Consider the following 20306-nt stretch of genomic DNA (forward strand, 5'->3'; position numbering starts at 1 on the left):
CCCTGTTTATGGGAAAATAGCGGTTTTCGAATTCCGATGCGGCTCCCCGGTGTGCCGGGGAGCCTGTCGCCACGGATGAGTCCCTCATGGCCAATACACAGCGCAGTTTTCTGGTGGATGCCGGTTTCCGGCACCTGACCCGCCTGTTTGCGTTTCTCGTGTTCATTCTGCTGGCCGGGATTCTGATATCCCTGATCTATGGCAGCCGGGATTCCCTGGCTGCCTACGGCCTGCCGTTCCTGTGGACCAACGACTGGGATCCCGTGCGACACAGCTATGGAGCGCTGGTGCCGATGCTGGGCACGGTCATCAGCGCTTTTCTCGCGCTGCTGATTGCCGTGCCGGTGTCTTTCGGCATCGCCATGTTCCTGACCGAACTCGCTCCCGTCTGGCTGCGCCGTCCGCTGGGCGTGGCCATCGAGATGCTGGCCGCGATTCCGTCCATCATCTATGGCATGTGGGGCCTGTTCGTGTTCGTGCCCCTGTTCCAGGCCTATGTCCAGCCGCACCTGGTGGATTTCTTCGAGGGCATCCCGGTGCTGGAGCATCTGTTTGGCGGGCCGCCGATGGGTATCGGCCTGTTCACGGCGGGCTTGATTCTGTCCATCATGATCATCCCGTTCATCGCGGCGGTGATGCGTGATGTGTTCGAACAGGTGCCGCCCATGCTGAAGGAATCCGCCTACGGCCTGGGCAGCACCACCTGGGAAGTCGTCTGGAAGATCATGCTGCCCTACACCAAGCACGGCGTCATTGGCGGGATCATGCTGGGCCTGGGCCGCGCGTTGGGCGAGACCATGGCGGTCACTTTTGTGATCGGCAATGCGTTCAACCTGCCCTCTTCGATTTTCTCGCCATCCAATTCGATCGCCTCGGCCCTGGCCAATGAATTCAACGAGGCCGGTGGGCTGCAGAAATCGGCCCTGCTGGAACTGGGCCTGATCCTGTTCCTGATCACGACCGTGGTGCTGGCCCTGTCGAAATTCATGTTGCTGAAACTGTCGCGCAAAGAAGGCTCGAACCACTGATGGCCATCTCCGATTCTTTCATCGCCCAGGGCAATCCGATCTACCGGCGCCGGCGCCGGTTCAACCGCGTGATGCTGGGGCTTTCGGGCCTGACGTTGGGGTCGGGCCTGTTCTGGCTTGCCTGGATCATCCTGACCTTGCTGCTCAAGGGCGGTTCGGCGCTGTCGCTGTCGCTGTTTCTGGACAGCACGCCGCCGCCCGGAACCGACGGCGGCTTGCTCAATGCCATCATCGGCAGTGTGCTGATGTCGGCCGTGGGCACGCTGATCGGCACGCCCATCGGCGTGCTGGCGGGCACCTATCTGGCCGAATACGGCCGCCGGGGCTGGCTGGCACCGGCCACGCGGTTCCTGAACGATGTGCTGCTGTCGGCGCCATCCATCATCATCGGCCTGTTCATCTATGCCATCTATGTGGCGCAGGTCGGCCACTATTCAGGCTGGGCCGGGGCCTTTGCCCTGGCGATCCTGGTCATTCCCGTGGTGGTCCGGGCCACGGACAATATGCTCAGCCTGGTGCCTAACAGCCTGCGCGAAGCCGCTGCCGCCCTGGGATGTCCGCAGTGGCGCATCATTGTCTTCATCTGCTACCGGGCCGCGCGCTCGGGCATCATTACCGGCGTCCTGTTGGCCGTGGCCCGCATCGCCGGGGAAACCGCGCCCCTGCTTTTTACCGCCCTGAACAACCAGTTCATGTCGCTGAACATGAACGCCCCCATCGCCAATCTGCCGGTGGTGATCTTCCAGTATGCCGCCAGCCCCTTCGAGGACTGGAACCGGCTGGCCTGGGCGGGTGCCGCCTTGATCACCCTGCTGGTGCTGGGGATCAACATTGCTGCGCGCAGCCTGTTCCGCAAATAATCCGATGCTGACCATGAACCCGAATTCGCCTCCGCCTGCCGCCCAAGAACGCACGAAGCTGGCCGTGCGCGGCCTGAACTTCTACTATGGTGGCTTTCATGCCCTGCGCGATATCAACATGGATATCGCAGAACACAAGGTCACGGCTTTTATCGGCCCGTCGGGCTGCGGCAAGTCCACACTGCTGCGCACCTTCAACCGCATGTTCGAACTCTATCCGGGCCAGCGCGCCGAGGGCACCATCGAACTCGATGGCGAAGACCTGCTCAATTCCCGGTTGGATATTTCCCTGATCCGCGCCAAGGTGGGCATGGTGTTCCAGAAACCCACGCCGTTTCCCATGAGCATCTACGACAACATTGCCTTTGGCGTGCGGCTGTTCGAGCGCCTGAGCAAGGGCGAAATGGATGAGCGGGTGGAATGGGCCCTGACCAAGGCTGCCCTGTGGAACGAGGTCAAGGACAAGCTCGGGCAAAACGGCAACGGCCTGTCCGGCGGGCAGCAGCAGCGCCTGTGCATTGCGCGCGGTGTGGCGATCAAGCCTGAAGTCCTGCTGCTGGACGAACCCTGTTCCGCCCTGGATCCGATTTCTACGGCCAAGATCGAGGAACTGATCGCGGAACTGAAATCCGACTACACCGTGGTCATCGTCACCCACAACATGCAGCAGGCCGCGCGCTGTTCCGACTACACCGCCTACATGTACCTGGGCGAACTGATGGAATTCGGCCCCACCGACCAGATCTTCATCAAGCCGTCCCGCAAGGAAACCGAAGACTACATCACCGGTCGTTTCGGGTGACCTGATGTTGCGCCCGTAGCTGCCCGCGCTGCACCTTGCCTGTGGTCGTCATCGGCAGGCTGTCCATGAATTCGATCAGCCGGGGGTATTCGTGCGCGGCGGCCCGCTGGCGGACATGGTCCTGCAATGCCGCCACCAGCGCGGCATCGCCCGTATAGCCATCGTTCAGCACGATGCAGGCCTTGACGATTTCCGTGCGTTCCGGATCGGGCACCCCGATCACCGCCGCCAGGCGCACGGCGGGGTGGCCCAGCAGGCAGTCTTCGATCGGTCCCGGGCCGATGCGGTAGCCGGCGCTGGTGATCACATCATCGCCCCGGCCCTTGAACCACAGGTAGCCGTCTTCGTCGCACAGGCCGCGGTCGCCCGTCACCAGCCAGTCATGGATGAAAGCCCCTGCCGTGGCTTCAGGATTCCGCCAGTATTGCAGGAACATCACCGGGTCGGGCCGTCGCACGGCGATGTGGCCTTCGACCCCGGGCGGCTGGACATGGCCGTGTTCGTCGATGATGCGGACTTCATGGCCGGGCACGGGCCGGCCCATGGCACCGATGCGCGGTTCGAACAGGGCGGCGCAGGACGAGACGATCATATTGCATTCTGTCTGCCCGTAGAATTCGTTGATCGTCACGCCCAGCGTGTGGCGGCCCCAGTCGATGAGCTGCGGCCCCAGGGATTCGCCGCCACTGGCCACCGAGACCAGGCCCAGGCGGCCATGAGCGGCAGGGTTCTGCAGGGTCCGCAGCATCTTCAGGGCGGTGGGGGGCAGAAAAGTGTGGCTGACTTTGTACCTGGACATCAATTGCCAGGCGACGGCGGGGTCGAATTTCGTCAAACGGCAGGCCAGCACGGCCACCCCGTGGTGCCAGGCGGGCATCAGGACGTCCAGCAGCCCGCCGATCCAGGCCCAGTCGGCTGGGGTCCACATCAGGGTGGCGCGCGCGGGAAAGAAATTATGGGACATTTCCACCCCCGGCAGGTGGCCCAGCAGCACCCGGTGGGCGTGCAGCGCGCCCTTGGGCTTGCCGGTGGTCCCAGAGGTATAGATGATGAGCGCAGGGTCGTCGGCGGCCGTGTGTTCGGGGATGAAGCCCAGATCATCCTGTGCCTCGATGGCACCCCAGAACGAGGCGTCACCCGCCGGCGCGTCGATGTCCAGCACACAGCCCAGATCCGGCAGATCCTGGCGGATCGTGGCGATCTTGCCCAGGCCCTCGGTGTGGGTGATCAGTGCGCGCGCGCCCGAATGGCTCAGACGGTACTGCAATGCGTCCGTGCCGAACAGCGTGAACAGGGGGACGGCGATGGCGCCGAGCTTGTACGCGGCCAGGTGGGCCAGCGCTGTTTCCAGCGACTGCGGCAACAGAATGCCCACCCGATCCCCCCGGGACACGCCCCGGGCGCGCAGCGCCAGCGCCAGTCGATCGGACCAGTGCTTGAGCTGGTCGAAGGTATAGTGCCGCGCCGGCGCGTCGCCGCGATCCACGATCAGTGCGGTGCGTCCGCGGCCATCGGCCCAGCGGTCGCAGACGTCCACGCCGATGTTGTAGTGCTCCGGCACGGCCCAGGTGAATGCGTCCCGGGTCCGCCGGTAGTCGCCTTGCGGGTGCAGCATGATGTCTCCTCATCGTTATGCCCCGCAGTCTGGGCGGGGGATTCTGTCCAGAACATGGTACAGCGGGGCCATGCCGCTCGCCAGCGCGGATTGCGACATTCATTTCCGGTTCATGCGCTTCCTGATATCGTAGGGGTCATCGATCGAACATGGGGATTTCGCAATGCTTCGCCACGCTATGTGGGCGGTCGCCCTGGCCCTGGGGCTCTGGGCCTCGGGGGCCGGCGCGCACAATCACGACCGGGACATGGCCGAACGCCTGCAGGCCCTGGGCGAGGTCAAGCCGCTGCAGGATGTGCTCGCGCAGGTGGCGCGTGATTATCCGGGGCAGGTCCTGAAAGTCTCTTTCGAGCAGGAAGACGAAGACGACAGCTGCCTCAAATGCCGTGGCCTCTGGATCTATGAACTGAAACTGCTGCTGGACCAGGGGCAGCTGGCTAAACTCAAGATCGATGCCCGCACTGGCGAAACCCTGTGGGTGGGTACGCGGCCGCTGCGGCGCGGCGGGAGGCGCTGATGAGACTGCTGCTGGTCGAAGATGAACCCTTGCTGGTTGCGCAGCTGAAGGCCGCGCTGGAAAAATCCGGCTATGTGGTCGATACGGCAACCGATGGCCTGGATGCCGAGCATCTGGGGATGACCGAACCCTATGATCTGGTGGTGCTGGATCTGGGCCTGCCCGGGCGGGATGGGCTTTCGGTCCTGCGGTCCTGGCGCGGGGCGGATCGGACCATGCCGGTGCTGATTCTGACGGCGCGTGACAACTGGCACGACAAAGTGGCCGGCATCGACGCCGGTGCCGACGACTATTTGACCAAGCCCTTTCACCAGGAAGAACTCGAGGCCCGCGTGCGTGCGTTGCTGCGCCGCGCTGGCGGACATGCTTCGGCCGACATCCGTTGCGGTCCCCTGGTGCTGGATACGCGCCAGTCCCGCGTGCTGCTGGACGATGTGCCGCTGGATTTGACCAGCCATGAATACCGGGTGCTGGCCTATCTGCTGATGCACCAGGACGAAGTCGTGTCCCGGAGCCAGCTGGTGGAACATATCTATGCCCAGGATTTCGACCGCGATTCGAACACGATCGAAGTCTTCATCGCCCGCCTGCGGCGCAAGATCCCCCCGAACCTGATCCAGACCGTGCGCGGCCTGGGCTACCGCCTGTCGGCCTCGCCCCAATGTTGAAACAGCAGCAGCGTTCGCTGCGCCTGCGCCTGTTGGCGGTCACCCTGGCCTGGACGCTGCTGAGCGTGGCGCTGGCCGGCTGGGGCATCCAGCGCCTGTTCCGCCAGCATATCCTGTCGCAGCTGCAGTCCGAACTGAATATCCATCTGGACCAGTTGACTGCCGCGCTGCAGGTAGATGAACAGGGACAGGTGTCCCTGGCAAACCAGCCGACCGACCCGCGTTTCAGTCATCCTTTTTCTGGCCTGTATTGGCAGATTTCCGTTCCGGGCGAAGCCGCGCGCTTTGCCCAGCTGATGCGCTCGCGTTCCTTGTGGGATGCCCATCTGCTGGACAGGGTCAGTGGCCTGAAGCCTGGGCATGATGTGGTGGCGCAGGTCCCTGGCCCCGGCGGCAAGCCGCTGCGGATGCGGCTGCGTGTGGTGCGCCCTGCCGAAGGTCCGCTCGATACGCTGGTTCTGTCGGTGGCGGCCGACGAGGCCCTGTGGGCCGAACCTGTCAGCCATTTCGATCGCATGTTGGCGGTGGCGCTGGGCATTCTGGCGCTGGGCATGGCGGCGGCTGCCTGGATGCTGGTCAGTTTCGGGCTGCGTCCCCTGGCGCGGTTGCGCGAACGGCTGGTTGCGCTGCGCGAAGGTCGGGCAGATCGCATCGAGGGCGGGTTCCCCATGGAAGTCCAGCCGCTGGTCGAGGATTTCAACCTGGTGCTCAGCCGCAACACGGAAAGCCTGGAACGGGCCCGCATGCAGGCCGGCAATCTGGCGCATGCCCTGAAGACCCCGCTGGCCGTGATGGCCAATGCCGCCCGGGCGGATGATCCCGCGCTGCCGCGCCTGGTGACCGAGCAGGTCGAAGCCGCCCGCCGCCAGGTGGATTACCATCTGGCCCGCGCCCGTGCTGCAGCGGCCGTGCGCGTGACCGGCTTGCGCAGTCCGATCCTGCCCTTGTTGCAGGGGTTGGTGCGTGTCATGGATCGTGTCCATGCCGAGCGCGGGTTGGTCTATGACCTGAGCGGCGTGTCCGGTGATCTGGCATTTCGTGGCGAGGCCCAGGATTTTCAGGAAATCCTGGGCAATGTGCTGGACAATGCGGGTAAATGGGCGCGCCGGCAGGTGCGGGTCACGGCCCGCCGCCAGGACGGCGCACTGTCGATCTGGGTCGAGGACGATGGCCCTGGCCTGAGTCCGGAACGGGCCGAAATGGTGTTCGAGCGGGGCCGGCGTGCAGATGAACGCATGCCTGGATCCGGGCTGGGATTGGGGATCGTGCGCGATCTGGCCGATCTGTATGGTGGTTGGGCACGGATCGAAGCCGGGGACCTGGGTGGGGCGCGGGTCGTGATCACCCTGCCGGCGGCTTAGGGGGAACCTGACCTCTGGATCAGAGGTTCCTTAGCGCAGCGCTGGGCGCGTCCTTGCGCAACGCGGCCCGTCCGATTCGTCCGCGCGGGGGTCAGTTCCAGCGGCCGTTGCGGCCGCCCAGGCTGTAGGCACCTGCGCCGAACAGGGTGACGGCCAGACTGGCGGTCAGGTACAGGCCTTGCAGTTCCAGCGCCCAGCCGCCGCCTTTACCCAGGTCGAACAGCTGATGCATATGGACCAGGCCGAAGACGAACAGCATGTTCACCACGGCGAGCAGGCCACCCAGGCGGGTGAATAGCCCCAGGATGATCAGGACCGGGGCGAGGACTTCGCCGATGTAGACCCCGTAAGCCAGGAAACCTGGCCAGCCGCGCTGGCCAAGCAGGTTCACGATCCAGCCTACGCCGCCGTCCAGCTTGGACAGACCGTGCAACAGCAGCAGGATGCCCAGCCCCAGGCGCAGGACCAGCCTGCCTAGATCGTCGTACGTGGAAGAAGGCATGGTGGTGTCCTTGATCGTGAATGGTCGGGGCGACATGATTCGAACATGCGACCCTCTGCTCCCAAAGCAGATGCGCTACCAGACTGCGCTACGCCCCGACTGGACCGCAAATTCTACCATGGGGCGGCCGGTCCTGGCGGGTTTGGGCCCCAGGTCGATTCAGTCGGGCAGCCGCAGTTCCGGCAGGGTGTGCGCGCGGTGGCGGTAGGCCCAGGTCGGCCACAGGGCGTGGGCCAGGGCGATGCGTCCGAGTGCCGGGTCCGGGGCCAGCGGGGTGTAGCTGTCCGGTGCGGCGTAGCGGTAGAAATGCGCCGGCTGGTGCGGTTCCAGGACGGCCAGGATGTCGTCCCGCAGGTAGCCGTAGTGTTCCTCGTACTGCATCATGGCGCGCCCGCCGCCGTTTGCGTGGGTCAGATCGTGGCCGATCATGGGGTGGGCGTCATCGATGCCGATCAGCGACAGCAGGGTCGGCGGCAGGTCGATCTGGCTGATGATGCGGGTGTCGCGGCGCGGTTCGATGCCGGCGCCCAGGATCAGGGCCGGGATGTGGAAATGACGCAACGGGATGCGCTGGGCCCCGCCGACGCGGGCATCGTGGTCGGCCACGACCAGGAACACCGTGTCGTTCCAGTAGGTGCTGGTGCGGGCCTGTTCGAAGAAACGGCCGATGGCCCAGTCCGCGTAGCGCACCGTATTTTCGACCGTGGCAGGGTCGCCTTCGACCGGGATGCGGCCGGCGGGATATTCCCAGGGCGTGTGATTGCTGACGGAAAACGCCAGGTGCAAGGTGGGCTGTTCGCCGCCTTGCGACAGCAGGGCGTGCAGCTTGTTGAACATGTCCTCGTCGCTGGCGCCCCAGGTGCCGACGAAAGCGGGTGCATCGAAGGTCGGCAGGTCGTGCAGTTCGTCAAAGCCGTTGCCCAGGAAAAAGCTTTTCATATTGTCGAAATGGGCTTCGCCGCCGTAGATGAAGCGCGAGCGATAGCCATGTCGTTTCAGCAACTGGGCCAGGGTGAAGAACCGGCTCTGGGCATCGCCCAGGCGCAGGGCGGCATCCGACAGCGTGGGGGGGAAACCGGCGGTGACGGCCTCCAGGCCGCGCACCGAGCGGGTGCCGGTGGCGTAGGCGCGGGTGAAATTCCAGCCCTCGGCGGCCAGCCGGTCCAGGCAGGGCGTCAAGCCCGCGCCGCCCAGGTTGCCGATGTACTGGGCGCCCAGGCTTTCCTCGACGATCAGCACCAGATTGCGGGGGCGTGCCGGCCGCTGGCTGGGGTGCTGGACATGCAGGGTCGGGATATCCGCCGGACCGGGCGGAATACCGGCCTGTTGCTGGATGATCGCCTGCAGTTCGGCATCGGGCAGATCGCCGTAGACATCGGCAGCCGAGCGTTCGTTCTTGATGGCGTACAGGGCGAACAGCACGCTGTACAGGGATGTCAGGGGCAGGGTATTGAGCAGACTGTCGCCGCACCAGGCCGCCGAGGCGGGATTGATCGGCCGGTGGCCCAGCGTCCCCCGGATGGCCAGGACGATGGCGGCCGCAAAGACCAGCGTGGCCAGGATTCGCCAGGGCCAGGCGGGCAGGGTGTCGGGCGGCGCTGCGGCAAACAGCGTATGGCCCAGCCAGGCGGCCAGCCCCAGCCCCACGGCAGCGGTCAGCAGGACCAGTTTGTAGCCTTTCCACAGCATGCCGAAGACTTCTTTGGGGTATTTCAGATAGTCGACGTACAGGCGGTTGGGACGGCTGTCGTATTCCAGGATGAACTGTGGCGTGGAGATTTCCAGCAGCACGAACAGCAGCCAGACCGCTTGCAGCCACAGGCCGGTCAGGAAGATGGCGCCGGGACGGTCACCCAGCCAGGGCGCCAGCAGCAGCGGGATTCCGGCCCACATGGCAATCTGGTTCAGGTCGATGCGCAGGCCCCAGCGAAAGATCGGCCAGGGGCCGCCCGCCGCCCGTACCCGGGGCCACAGCCAGAGAGTCAGCAGCAGGCGGCTGAGGGTCAGCAGCGCCAGGGATGCCAGGGCGAAAACCCCGATCTGGGTCAACATGGAATGGTTTCCTCAGGGGACCAGTGCAAGGCCGATGCGCAATTGCGGAGAGAGTTTCCGATCATAGTCCAGCAGGGTTTCGCCGTACCCTCGGAAATATTGCACGTACAGATGGCCGTTCATGTGCAGAAAGGTGCGCTTCAGCGGCCAGGCGGCTTCCAGCTGGGTGGCGTTGCGACCCTGGGTGCCCTGGCGGTACAGGCCCGACAGGACCAGGCCGTCATCCTGGGCCCAGCGCAGTTTCCAGTCCACGTAGCCCAGTGCATTGCGGTAATCCATGTCGCGGTCGGTCCAGACGTAATACTTGAAGCGCGGCATGAAACTGAGCGTGCTGCCGCCGTCGAAGCGGTAATCGACCTGTGGCTGGATGTAGAGATCATTCAGGGAACGGGAATCTTCTTCGTCCTTGCCATTGGATTTATGTTCGAAACCCGTGTTCAGCCCCAAGGACCAGCGCTTGTCGGCTGTGGACCAGATCGCGTCTCGCGCCCAGAACAGACTGGGGTTGTAGGTGGTGTCCACGAAGGGAATGGAATCGGAATGCAGGTCCCACAGGGCGGTCTGGGTATAGCCGAAATACCAGTTGTCCATGAAACCGGGATGGGCGGGATCGTCCGGGCTGAACAGGCGGTATTTGAAGCTGACCTGGAAACGGGCATTGGCGCCATCACGATGGCCGACGGCGAAATAGATCGGCTCGTAAGGGGAAATCGCGTTGCGGAACGTGTCAAAGGGCGACAGGCCGTTGGTGGACGTGGCTGCTGCCGGACCGGTCGCGGGAGGGGCAGATGGAATGGCGGTTGTTCCGGGGGTGTCTGTGCCCAGCGCGGCAACCTGCGTGCCAGGCAGTGCGCCAGCCCCCACTTGCAGCGCCAGCAATGTGTCGGCCGCGCCGTCCAGGCGCAGGGTCAGCAGGCCGTGCGCGCCGGCGGGGACCTGGCCGCTCCAGGCCATGCGGGTGAAGGTATTGGCGGGCAGGTCGATGGCGTCGGGCGAGGTCCGCAACTGAAAGCGCGCGGGCGTGACCTGCCCCTGGGCATCCACCCATTGCCCGGTCAGTTCCCGTGCGACCGGGCTGGACAGCGCCGCGCCGGTGTCGTTCGTCAACAGGCCTTCCAGTTCGATCTGCACGCCGGGCTGGGACTGCGTCTGGGTCAGCCGGTACGACAGGCCCGCGTGGGCCGTGCTGGCCGCCAGGCAGAGGCTGCCGAGAGCGAAGAACACAAAGGGGCGCAGACCTGTGTGGCGAAGGCAAGGCATGATGTTGAAATCAAGAGCAGGGACGTGCCCGGAACTTTAGCATTTGCGCGCCGGACGCACGTTTCCTGGTGTGTCTGCGGCAGGCCGGGGGTGGCCCGCCCTGCAGGAGTCGAACCTGCGACCTACGGCTTAGAAGGCCGTTGCTCTATCCAGCTGAGCTAAGGGCGGTCGGATCACGCGCTTGAGGGTTTTCTGCCCCGCCTGGGCGATGGCCCGTGCGCGCGGCGCGCGTGCGAAGCGAGGATTTTAACGTGCATCCCGAGGCTCGGTATTTTCCCTGAGGGCGAAACAGATTCTGGTGGCTGTAAGGCCCCCGTAAGGTCGGGTTTTTATCGTGCTCTGCACTATACGACCCATCAGGAGACAAACATGGGAGACAAGCAGACACAAGCCATCGTGTCGAACCCGAAATACCAGTATCTGCGGCGGACACGGCTGCGCTACGGCTGGACGCTGGCGGTGGTGATGCTGGTGGTCTACTACAGCTTCATCGGGGTGATTGCGTTTGACAAGGAACTGTTCGCCCTGCGGCTGAGCGAAGGCGTCATGACCTGGGGTATCCCGGTCGGTTTTGGCGTCATCGTGTTCAGCGTGCTGATCACCGGCCTGTACGTGCGCCGCGCCAATGGGGAATTCGATCGCCTGACCCGCGAAATCGTCCAGGAGGCCGGCCAATGAATCGCAAGATGACCCGCGCGCTGGGCGCGCTGACCCTGGTGTCCCTGGTCTCGACGGCCCAGGCTGCTGGCGGCGATCTGGGCGAACTGCAACAGCAGCCCACCAATTGGACCGCCATCGCCATGTTCGGCCTGTTCGTGATCCTGACGCTGTGGATCACGAAATGGGCGGCGGCCCGGACCCGTTCCGCTGCCGATTTCTACACCGCCGGCGGGGGCATCACCGGCTTCCAGAACGGCTTGGCAATTGCCGGCGACTACATGTCCGCCGCCTCGTTCCTGGGCATTTCCGCCGCCGTGATGATCAATGGCTACGATGGCCTGATCTATTCCATCGGCTTTCTGGTGGGCTGGCCCATCCTGACCTTCCTGATGGCCGAGCGCTTGCGCAACCTGGGCAAATTCACCTTTGCCGACGTGGCGGCCTATCGCTTCAGGCAGGGGCCGATCCGGGCCTTTGCGGCCTCGGGTACCCTGGTCGTGGTGGCGTTCTACCTGATCGCCCAGATGGTCGGCGCTGGCCAGCTGATCAAGCTGTTGTTCGGCCTGGAATACTGGGTCGCCGTGGTCGTGGTCGGGGTGCTGATGATGATCTACGTGCTGTTTGGCGGCATGACGGCCACCACCTGGGTGCAGATCATCAAGGCGGCCCTGCTGCTGGGCGGCGCGACCTTCATGGCCCTGATGGTGCTGGCGCATTATGGCTTTTCGCCGGAACGCCTGTTTGCTGCGGCAGTCGAGGTCAAGACGCTGGCGGCCCTGAACGCCGGCCAGGACTCGGCCCAGGCCAGTGCGCAGGGGCAGTCCATCATGGGGCCGGGCAATTTCATCAAGGATCCGATCAGCGCGATTTCCTTTGGCATGGCGCTGATGTTCGGCACGGCTGGCCTGCCGCACATCCTGATGCGTTTCTTCACCGTGCCCGATGCGCGCGAGGCCCGCAAATCCGTATTCTGGGCGACGTCCTGGATCGGTTATTTCTACATCCTGACCTTCATCATCGGTTTTGGCGCCATCGTGCTGGTGTCCACCAATCCGCAGTTCCTGGATGCGGCGGGCGCCCTGATCGGCGGCGGCAACATGGCGGCGGTGCACCTGGCCGATGCCGTGGGCGGCAATGTGTTCCTGGGCTTCATGTCGGCGGTGGCCTTTGCCACGATCCTGGCGGTGGTGGCCGGGCTGACCCTGTCGGGCACATCGGCCGTCTCGCACGACATCTACGCGACCTTGGTCAAGGGCGGCAACGCCACCCGCGAACAGGAAATGAAGGTCGCCAAGATCACCACGGTGGTGCTGGGGATCGTGGCCGTGGTGCTGGGCATTGCCTTTGAAAAGCAGAACATCGCCTTCATGGTGTCACTGGCCTTTGCGGTGGCGGCCTCGGCGAATTTCCCGGTGCTGTTCATGTCGGTGCTCTGGAAAGGCTGCACCACGCGCGGCGCCATGATCGGCGGTTTTGCCGGCCTGATCAGCGCGGTGGCCCTGACGGTGGTGTCGCCGTCGGTCTGGGAAGCGACCCTGGGCAATCCGGCCGGATCGGCCTGGTTTCCCTACGCGTCCCCGGCGCTGTTTTCCATGACGATCGGTTTCGTGTCGATCTGGCTGTTCTCGGTCACTGACCGCAGCGAACGCGCCCGCATCGACCGGGCCGGCTTCGAGGCGCAGACCGTGCGCAGCGAAACCGGCATCGGTGCGGCGGCTGCCAGCGCGCACTGATCCCTGGGGAGCCTCTGAACCAGGACACTAGGCCCGGGCGGCTTGTTCCAGCGCCTGGGCCAGGTCGGCCTTCAGGTCGTCCACGTGTTCGACCCCCACGGACATGCGGATGAAATTCGGCTCGATACCGGCAGTTTTCATCTCGTCCTCGGTCATGGAACTGGCCCACATGGACGCGGTATGCACCGCCAGGGTTTCGACCCCGCCCAGGCTGACGGCCTGGGTCGCCAGCCGCAGCGCGGTCACGAAACGCTGGGTGGCGGCGTAGCCCCCCTTGATCGAATAGGCCACCACGGCGCCGAAGCCGCGCATCTGGCGGGTCGCCAGGGCGTGCTGGGGATGGCTGTCCAGGCCGGGATAGAAGACCTGTTCGACTTCGGGACGGGTTTCCAGCCATTGCGCCAGCGCCAGGGCGTTGGCATTGATGCGTTCCATGCGCAGCGACAGCGTGCGCAGGCCGCGCAGCAGCAGCCAGGCGTCCATGGGCGACAGGACGGCGCCCAGGGTGACGTGCATTTTCCAGATCGTCTCCGCCAGTGCATTGCTGCAGCAGATGGCGCCGGCCATCAGGTCGTGGTGCCCGCCCAGGTATTTGGTGGCGCTGTGCACCACGATGTCGATGCCCAGATCGTGGGGGCGCTGGTTCAGCGGCGAGGCAAAGGTGTTGTCGGCCACGGTCAGAATGCCGCGCGCGCGGGCGATCTCGGCGACGGCGGCCAGGTCCGTGATGGACAGGCTGGGGTTGACCGGCGTTTCCACCATGATCAGTTTCGTGTCCGGGCGTAGCACGGCGCGCAGGCTGTCCAGATCCGTCTGATCGAAAAAACTGACCTGCACGCCGTAGCGGGGCAGGATTTCCGAGAACAGCTTGGCGGTGCTCATGTAGTGGCGTTGCTGGGCCACGACATGGTCGCCGGCCTGGAGCAGCGCCAGGATGGTGGTGCAGATGGCACCCATGCCTGAACCCGTCAGCAGCGCGCTTTCCGTGCCTTCCAGGCCCGCCAGGATGGCCTCGACGCGCTTGTGCACCGGGTTGCCGTGGCGCGTGTAGAAGGTCGCGGGCCGGGCGGTGGTTGCCATGGCCGAGAACTGCTCGGCGGTTTCGGCGCGAAAGGTCGCGCTGTAGTGGATCGGCGAGACGACGTCGGCGCCGTGGCTGCAGACGGCATCGCCGTGCAGCACCAGAGTCTGTTCACGCCAGGCGGGCGTGTCGCTGGAATCGGGCCGGGACGGGTTCATGGAAGCGGGCTCCTGCGCAGTGGGGACGGGAGCCCATCATACGCCCAGGCCGCCGTTGCGGTCTGCCCGAGGGGTCAGAGATAGGGGCTGGCCAGCCAGATGACCCGGTTGCGCAGCCGTTTCAGGTAGGGCATGGCGTTCAGGGCTTCCAGGGTCACGCGTTCGGATTGCGCGATGTCCGCGTCGATGCGCTGCGCGATTTGCGTGGCCAGGGCGCGGTCGTAGATTTCCATGTCCAGTTCGAAATTCAGGCGCAGGCTGCGGGGATCCAGATTGGATGAGCCGACATAGGACCAGGCGCCGTCGATGGTCAGCAGTTTGGAATGATCGAAGTTCTTGTGGCAGCGCCAGATGCGGCAGCCGCCTTCCAGGACCTGGGCGAGCTGGGCGGTCATGGCGTAGTTCACCAGCCGCAGGTTGTTGCGTCCCGGGATCACGATATCCACCTGGATGCCGCGCCGCGCGGCGGTGTTCAGCGCGCCGATCAGGACCTGGTCGGGCAGGAAATAGGGTGACTGGATGCGCACGTGGTGCTGCGCCACAGCCAGGGCGCCCAGCAGCACACGATGCGTGGCCGCCATGAAACGGTCGGGGCTGCTGCGGATGCAGCGCGCCGGCACCCGGGGCTCTGGGGGCAGGGAAGAGACACAAGTCCAGTCTTCGATGAGCAGGCGTTCGCCGGTTGCGAATTCCCAGTCATTGGCAAAGACGGCGAACAGTTGGGTCGCCAGCGGGCCTTCGATGCGGAAATGCGTGTCGATGTCCGCCCGCCGTCCTGCCAGGGATGCCATGAAACTTTCGCGGATGTTCATGCCGCCCATGAAGCCCAGATGGCCATCGACGAACAGGATCTTGCGGTGGCTGCGCAGGTTGGCGTAGGCCGAACGCAGGCCCAGCGGATTGGTCATGAAGCGGTCGGCGCGGATGCCGTTGCGTTCCAGCAGGCGCAGAATGGGGGGGCGGGAATAGCGCGCGCCGACGGCATCGATCAGCACCCGGATTTCGATGCCGCGTTCCTGTGCGCGTCGCAGGGCATCGACAAAACGCAGGCCGATGCGGTCGTGGTCGAAGATGTAGCTTTGCAGCGCGATGCAGTGCTGGGCTTCGTCGATGGCCTGCAGCATGGCCGGATAGGCCTGGTCGCCGCTGTCGAGCAGGGTGATGTGGTTGCCGCCCTGCAGGGGAAACCGGCTGACCTGATCGCACAGGACGCGCAGTGAGGCGAACTGCGGGGCGGACACTGGGCCGACGTTGCCGAAGGTCGGGTGCGCGCTGTTGACGTAGTCCTTGATCAGGCGGCTGCGCTGGGCGGACATCTGGTCGTGGCGGATGCGGTTGATGCCTGCGACCAGATACAGGAAGGCGCCTACGAATGGCGACATCAGGATGACGCCGACCCAGGCGATGGCCGCGCGCACGTCGTTTTTCTGCATGGCCGCCTGGGCGGCGACGACCAGGCTGAAGGCCAGGGACAGCAGCGCCGCCAGGTGCGGCCAGTATTCGCGCAGGAAGTCGGTCAGGATGTTCATGGCCGGTGGCGCAGGGAATCGAACCAGTCCGGGTTCGGCCGACCGGTGGCGGCATATTGCTGGTTGCGGGAATTCGAACGCCAGACGCCGCCGCCGATGCCGGGCACGGGTTCGGTGCGGTACCAGTACCAGCGCCCGTCAGCGTCCTGCGCACACCAGTCCCAGCCTGCGGGGGCCAGGGACCAGTCGGGGGCGGTGTCGGGGACGAGAGAGGTGTTCATGGCGTGTTCCGGGCTGCGGCCGCCCGCGCACCCGGTGGCGTGCCGGGCCGTCAGTCGGCTGCGATCAGATTCTGCCGAATCTTGTCATACCCCAGATTGAAAAGAAAGCCGTAGGGCAGATAGAACAGCACGAAACCGATGTCCAGCAGCAGGGCCTGCCAGATCGAAATGTGCAGCCACCAGGCCACGAAGGGGATGGCGATCAGGATCAGGCCGCCTTCGAAACCAAAGGCGTGCGCCACCCGGATGCCATAGGTGCGGTCGAATCCGACGCGTGCCTGCAGGCGGTCGAACAGCCAGTTGTAGAGCATGTTCCAGAGGACGGCGATGGTGGCGACGACGGCGGTGAGCACGCCCATGTCAAAGAGACCGTGCCCGGTGATCCAGGCGGCCAGGGGCGCGGAAATGCCGATGGCGAGGATTTCGAACGCCAGCGCGTGAAAGACGCGTTCGGACAACGGGCGGTCGTGGATCTGCATGAATGCGGTTCGGGTTCGCTGCGGCGGTGTCGTCACCGCGTGGATGCGATCGGACAGGGTCGTCCCCGCCAGCCCATGAAGGGAAATGTGGGGTGACCGATGGGACTCGAACCCACGACGACCGGAATCACAATCCGGGACTCTACCAACTGAGCTACGGTCACCACTCAGAGAAAAGGAATTCTAGCATGCCTGAAATCCTTTTGCAGACTGCGTTTCGGCGCTTGATCGCTGCTGCGTTTTAGGTCATGTTATCGGTTGCGAACAAGGAGCCCGCTCATGGCACAGATCTTCGTCGTTCATCCCGAAAATCCGCAATCCAGGCTGCTGCAGCAGGCTGGCGACCTGCTGGCCCAGGGCGGGCTGGTGGCCGTTCCCACCGATTCCAGCTATGCCGTCGTGGCGCGTCTGGACGACAAGGACGCAGCCGAACGTCTGCGCCGGCTGCGCGGGCTGGACGAACGTCACCACCTGACGCTGCTGTGCCGCGATCTGGCCGAAATCAGCCATTTCGCCAAGGTTGACAACCCCCAGTACCGCCTGTTGAAACTGGCCACCCCGGGGCCCTGGACCTTCATCCTCGAAGCCACCCGGGAAGTCCCCCGGCGCGTTTCGCACCCTTCGCGCAAGACCATCGGCATCCGCGTGCCCGACCATCGGGTGGCGCTCGCCCTGATCGAGGCCGCCGGTTCGCCGCTGCTGTCGACCACCCTGATTCCCCGCGACGAGACCCTGCCCCTGAATGATGCCCAGGATATCGTCAGCCGCTACCAGCATGATCTGGCGGCCATCGTCGATGGCGGATCCTGCCCCTTCGAACCCACCACGGTCATCGACCTGACCTCGGATATTCCCCAGGTCGTGCGTGTGGGACGCGGTGATCCGGCCACGCTGGGGTTGTCCTGACCGTCCAAACGGTTATGCTTGTCGGCCCAGCTGGCCGCCGGCCGGCATTTGAAACGTTCGAATCCCTGTGGACAATCTGATCCAGACCATCGCGGTCTACGCTTTGCCGGTCCTGTTTGCCATTACCCTGCACGAAGCCGCGCACGGCTACGTTGCGCGCTACTTTGGCGATCCTACGGCTGCCCAGGCCGGCCGCATCAGCCTGAACCCGCTGCGGCACATCGATCCGATGGGCACCATCGTCGTGCCGCTGGTCCTGCTGTTTGCCACCAAGCTCATGGGCGGTGGGCTGCTGTTCGGCTGGGCCAAGCCCGTGCCGGTCAACTGGGGACGCCTGCGCCGGCCCAAGCACGACATGCTGTGGGTGGCGCTGGCCGGGCCGGCATCCAATCTGCTGATGGCCATTGGCTGGGTGCTGTTCCTGCGGCTCATGCTGTCGCTGGAACTGATCGTCGGCCCGCAGGATTTCTGGGCGCTGATGGCCCAGGCCGGGGTTCAGGTCAATCTGATCCTGATGGCGCTCAATCTGCTGCCCTTGCCGCCACTGGATGGGGGGCGGATCGTCTTCAGCCTGCTGCCTGCGCGCCTGGCCTGGCGCTATGGCCGCATCGAACCCTACGGGCTGGTGATCCTGATCGTGCTGATGATGCTTGGCTGGCTCTGGCCCCTGATGCTGCCGCTCCTGAAACTGGGGCAATGGGTCGTTGGCGGATTTTTGTAGATTGGCGGTCCGAATCCGGTAAACTTGGCGTTTTGTTCCGCTCGGGGGCTTGCCCGGGCGTCTTGCGGAGACATCCCTCATCATGGCCGGCTCGGATTCATCGACCCCAGTCTTTCAGGGCAGCATGGTTGCCCTGGTCACGCCCATGCATCCCGATGGGCAACTGGACCTGGAAGCCTTCCGGAAACTGATCGACTGGCACGTCGAACAGGGCACCGACGCGCTGGTGGTCGTCGGCACCTCGGGTGAATCGCCCACGGTGACCATCCAGGAACAGGCAGAACTCATCGAACTGGCCGTGCGCCATGCCGATGGCCGCATTCCCGTGATCGCGGGCACCGGGGGCAATTCCACGGCCGAGGCCATCGAACTGCAGCGCCATGCCTATGCCGCCGGCGCGGCCGCCGGCCTGACGGTCGTGCCCTATTACAACAAGCCCACCCAGGAAGGCCTCTATCAGCATTTCCGCGCCATCGCCGAATCCTGCGACCTGCCCAGCATCCTGTACAACGTGCCGGGCCGCACCGTCGCGGATCTGTCCAACGAGACCATCCTGCGCCTGGCCCAGGTGCCCGGAATCATCGGCGTCAAGGACGCCACTGGCAACATCGCCCGGGGTGCCCAGCTGATTGCGGCGGCACCAGAAGGCTTTCACGTCATCAGCGGCGATGACCCCACCGCTGCGGCGCTGATCCTGTTGGGTGGCCAGGGCAATATTTCCGTGACCGCCAATGTCGCACCGCGCCTGATGCACGAACTGTGCGCCGCCGCGCTGCGGGGCGATGTGCCCCAGACGCGGCACCTGAACAACCGGCTGGCGACCCTGAACCGTGTGCTGTTCCTGGAAGCCAACCCCATCCCCGTCAAATGGGCGGTTGCCGAAATGGGCTTGACCCAGCTGGGCTACCGCCTGCCACTGACCCCTTTGTCCGATTCGCTTCGCGCCGTCGTGCGCCAAGCCCTGATTGAAGCAGGTTCCCTGTGATGATGAAACGCATGCCGTTTGCCCGGACCAGTCTGATGCTGGCGGGTCTGCTGTTCCTGTCTGCCTGCTCGACCATTGGCCAGCTGACTGGCCAGACCGAGTCCATCGAATACAAGAGCACGGTCACGGGTGAACCGCTGTCGATTCCGCCCGATCTGACCCAGGCCAACAAGAACACGCATTACGTCGCGCCCGAAGGGGTCGCGCGGCTCAGCGACTACCGGGCCAGCCAGGGCGCGCAGAGCACGAACCCGGCCGACCGGGTGCTGCCCCAAACGCCCGGCATCGAAGTCATGCGCGATGGCACGCTGCGCTGGCTGGTCGTCAGCGAAGCCGCTGAAAACCTGTACCCCAAGATCATCGAATTCTGGGGTGAACAGGGCTTCACCATCCATTCCCAGAATCCACAGGCGGGCCTGATCGAAACCGACTGGGCCGAAAACCGCGCCAAGATCCCGGAAGGCTGGCTGCGCAGCGCCCTGGGCAGCGTGCTGGATCAGGTCTTCGACAGCGGTGAACGCGACCGTTTCACGACGCGCCTGGAACGCATGAATGGCAAGACCGAGGTCTACATCAGCCACCAGCACATGGAAGAAACCCCCACGGGAGACGGCACGGCCTTCAAATGGGTCTTCGGCAAAGAAGACCCGGGCCTGAACGCCGCCATGCTGGCGCGCCTGATGGTCTACCTGGGTACCGATCAGCAGCAGGCCGCCCAGAAGGTCAAGGCGGCCGAGGCTGGTGCCGGCCAGGACGTCGCCGCCCGGATTTCCCAGGAGCAGGATTTCCTGACGGTCGGCGAACCTTTCGACCGGGCCTGGCGCCGTGTGGGCGTGGCCATCGATTCGGCCCGCTTCACGGTCGAGGATCGCAACCGCGAACAGGGCGATTACTACATCCGCTACCTGGATACCGATACGGGCGAAAAGATCGAGCAGCAGACGTTCTTTGGTCGCTTGTTCGGTACCCGCAATACGGCCGAACCCCAGAAACTGCGCATCCATCTGGCCCAGCAGGGCGATGGCACCCAGGTCAGCGTGCGCGACGAAAACGGTCAACCCAAGACCGACGCCACGGCAAAACGCATCCTGTCGGTGCTGGCGAAAAATCTGCGCGAGGCCCAGTAATTCCCCATTGCATGCCGTCGCAGCAAACACAGGGCCGGGAC

At 64.7% G+C, this 20306-nt stretch carries 20 protein-coding genes and 3 tRNA genes; 12 read left to right on the forward strand and 11 right to left on the reverse strand.

All coding sequences use genetic code 11. The features are described 5' to 3' along the window. Positions 1–86: 86 nt before the first annotated feature. The 3 genes from pstC to pstB are packed head-to-tail and all read left to right on the forward strand — an operon-like array spanning position 87 to position 2690. Complete coding sequence (pstC, locus tag RBR29_RS00915) at positions 87–1028, forward strand: phosphate ABC transporter permease subunit PstC (RefSeq protein ID WP_320346322.1); 942 nt, start codon at positions 87–89, stop codon at positions 1026–1028. Continuing rightward, a complete protein-coding gene (gene pstA, locus RBR29_RS00920; RefSeq protein WP_320346324.1) occupies positions 1028–1888 on the forward strand; it encodes a phosphate ABC transporter permease PstA in 861 nt (286 codons plus the stop codon). Before pstC ends, pstA begins: the two co-directional genes overlap by 1 nt. A 13-nt stretch (positions 1889–1901) precedes the next feature. Further along, entirely contained in the window at positions 1902–2690 is a 789-nt protein-coding gene (gene pstB, locus RBR29_RS00925; protein WP_320346326.1) for a phosphate ABC transporter ATP-binding protein PstB, read from the forward strand. On the opposite strand, the gene RBR29_RS00930 is transcribed toward pstB, so the two are convergent. After that, positions 2671–4305, reverse strand: coding sequence for an acyl-CoA synthetase (locus tag RBR29_RS00930; protein WP_320346328.1), 1635 nt, complete (start codon positions 4303–4305; stop codon positions 2671–2673). The genes pstB and RBR29_RS00930 overlap by 20 nt on opposite strands. Positions 4306–4468: 163 nt before the next feature. Between RBR29_RS00930 and RBR29_RS00935 the strand changes: the two genes are divergently transcribed. From RBR29_RS00935 to RBR29_RS00945, 3 genes are read left to right on the forward strand one after another with little or no spacing between them, the layout of a single operon-like run. Then, positions 4469–4822: a PepSY domain-containing protein gene (locus RBR29_RS00935; RefSeq protein ID WP_320346330.1), complete on the forward strand. Its 354-nt coding sequence runs from the start codon at positions 4469–4471 to the stop codon at positions 4820–4822. Beyond that, positions 4822–5490 (forward strand): response regulator transcription factor, encoded by a 669-nt coding sequence (locus tag RBR29_RS00940; protein WP_320346332.1) that lies wholly within the window; start codon positions 4822–4824, stop codon positions 5488–5490. Before RBR29_RS00935 ends, RBR29_RS00940 begins: the two co-directional genes overlap by 1 nt. After that, complete coding sequence (locus RBR29_RS00945) at positions 5484–6851, forward strand: ATP-binding protein (protein ID WP_320346334.1); 1368 nt, start codon at positions 5484–5486, stop codon at positions 6849–6851. Before RBR29_RS00940 ends, RBR29_RS00945 begins: the two co-directional genes overlap by 7 nt. 91 nt (positions 6852–6942) lie before the next feature. On the opposite strand, the gene RBR29_RS00950 is transcribed toward RBR29_RS00945, so the two are convergent. The 5 genes from RBR29_RS00950 to RBR29_RS00970 all read right to left on the reverse strand — a co-directional run bounded on the left by RBR29_RS00950 (position 6943) and on the right by RBR29_RS00970 (position 10833). Further along, positions 6943–7353: a DoxX family protein gene (locus RBR29_RS00950; protein WP_320346336.1), complete on the reverse strand. Its 411-nt coding sequence runs from the start codon at positions 7351–7353 to the stop codon at positions 6943–6945. A 21-nt stretch (positions 7354–7374) separates the two neighbouring features. After that, positions 7375–7451 (reverse strand) — tRNA-Pro (locus tag RBR29_RS00955). Positions 7452–7512: 61 nt separating this feature from the next. Further along, entirely contained in the window at positions 7513–9405 is a 1893-nt protein-coding gene (locus RBR29_RS00960; RefSeq protein WP_320346338.1) for an LTA synthase family protein, read from the reverse strand. 12 nt (positions 9406–9417) lie between these two features. Further along, positions 9418–10665: a phospholipase A gene (locus RBR29_RS00965; protein WP_320346340.1), complete on the reverse strand. Its 1248-nt coding sequence runs from the start codon at positions 10663–10665 to the stop codon at positions 9418–9420. A 91-nt stretch (positions 10666–10756) separates the two neighbouring features. After that, positions 10757–10833 (reverse strand) — tRNA-Arg (locus RBR29_RS00970). Between the two features lie 201 nt (positions 10834–11034). Here RBR29_RS00970 and RBR29_RS00975 point away from each other — a divergent pair. Both RBR29_RS00975 and RBR29_RS00980 read left to right on the forward strand, forming a co-directional pair. After that, positions 11035–11343 (forward strand): DUF485 domain-containing protein, encoded by a 309-nt coding sequence (locus RBR29_RS00975; RefSeq protein WP_320346342.1) that lies wholly within the window; start codon positions 11035–11037, stop codon positions 11341–11343. Further along, positions 11340–13058 carry a cation acetate symporter gene (locus RBR29_RS00980; RefSeq protein ID WP_320346344.1) on the forward strand — a complete coding sequence of 573 codons (1719 nt, stop codon included), beginning with the start codon at positions 11340–11342 and terminating at the stop codon, positions 13056–13058. The genes RBR29_RS00975 and RBR29_RS00980 overlap by 4 nt, the downstream gene beginning before the upstream one ends. A 27-nt stretch (positions 13059–13085) precedes the next feature. Here RBR29_RS00980 and RBR29_RS00985 read toward each other — a convergent pair whose 3' ends face one another. From RBR29_RS00985 to RBR29_RS01005, 5 genes are all read right to left on the reverse strand, one after another. Then, on the reverse strand, positions 13086–14297 hold the full coding sequence (locus tag RBR29_RS00985; protein WP_320346346.1) for an aminotransferase class I/II-fold pyridoxal phosphate-dependent enzyme: 1212 nt from the start codon (positions 14295–14297) through the stop codon (positions 13086–13088). A 74-nt stretch (positions 14298–14371) separates the two neighbouring features. Then, positions 14372–15826 (reverse strand): cardiolipin synthase, encoded by a 1455-nt coding sequence (gene cls / locus RBR29_RS00990; RefSeq protein ID WP_320346348.1) that lies wholly within the window; start codon positions 15824–15826, stop codon positions 14372–14374. After that, positions 15823–16047 carry a hypothetical protein gene (locus RBR29_RS00995; protein WP_320346350.1) on the reverse strand — a complete coding sequence of 75 codons (225 nt, stop codon included), beginning with the start codon at positions 16045–16047 and terminating at the stop codon, positions 15823–15825. The genes cls and RBR29_RS00995 overlap by 4 nt, the downstream gene beginning before the upstream one ends. A gap of 50 nt (positions 16048–16097) precedes the next feature. Further along, positions 16098–16526, reverse strand: coding sequence for a multidrug/biocide efflux PACE transporter (locus RBR29_RS01000; protein ID WP_320346351.1), 429 nt, complete (start codon positions 16524–16526; stop codon positions 16098–16100). Between the two features lie 88 nt (positions 16527–16614). Next, a tRNA-His gene (locus RBR29_RS01005) sits at positions 16615–16690 on the reverse strand. A 115-nt stretch (positions 16691–16805) separates the two neighbouring features. Between RBR29_RS01005 and RBR29_RS01010 the strand changes: the two genes are divergently transcribed. From RBR29_RS01010 to bamC, 4 genes are all read left to right on the forward strand, one after another. Then, positions 16806–17432 carry an L-threonylcarbamoyladenylate synthase gene (locus tag RBR29_RS01010; protein WP_320346354.1) on the forward strand — a complete coding sequence of 209 codons (627 nt, stop codon included), beginning with the start codon at positions 16806–16808 and terminating at the stop codon, positions 17430–17432. Between the two features lie 67 nt (positions 17433–17499). Continuing rightward, positions 17500–18153: a site-2 protease family protein gene (locus tag RBR29_RS01015; protein ID WP_320346356.1), complete on the forward strand. Its 654-nt coding sequence runs from the start codon at positions 17500–17502 to the stop codon at positions 18151–18153. A gap of 82 nt (positions 18154–18235) precedes the next feature. Further along, positions 18236–19138, forward strand: a complete 903-nt coding sequence (dapA, locus tag RBR29_RS01020; protein ID WP_320346358.1) for a 4-hydroxy-tetrahydrodipicolinate synthase — start codon at positions 18236–18238, stop codon at positions 19136–19138. Between the two features lie 2 nt (positions 19139–19140). Then, a complete protein-coding gene (gene bamC / locus RBR29_RS01025) occupies positions 19141–20265 on the forward strand; it encodes an outer membrane protein assembly factor BamC (RefSeq protein WP_320346377.1) in 1125 nt (374 codons plus the stop codon). Positions 20266–20306 lie beyond the last annotated feature (41 nt).

Origin of the sequence: Castellaniella sp., from assembly GCF_034007085.1 — a bacterium.
Lineage (GTDB): Bacteria > Pseudomonadota > Gammaproteobacteria > Burkholderiales > Burkholderiaceae_B > Castellaniella.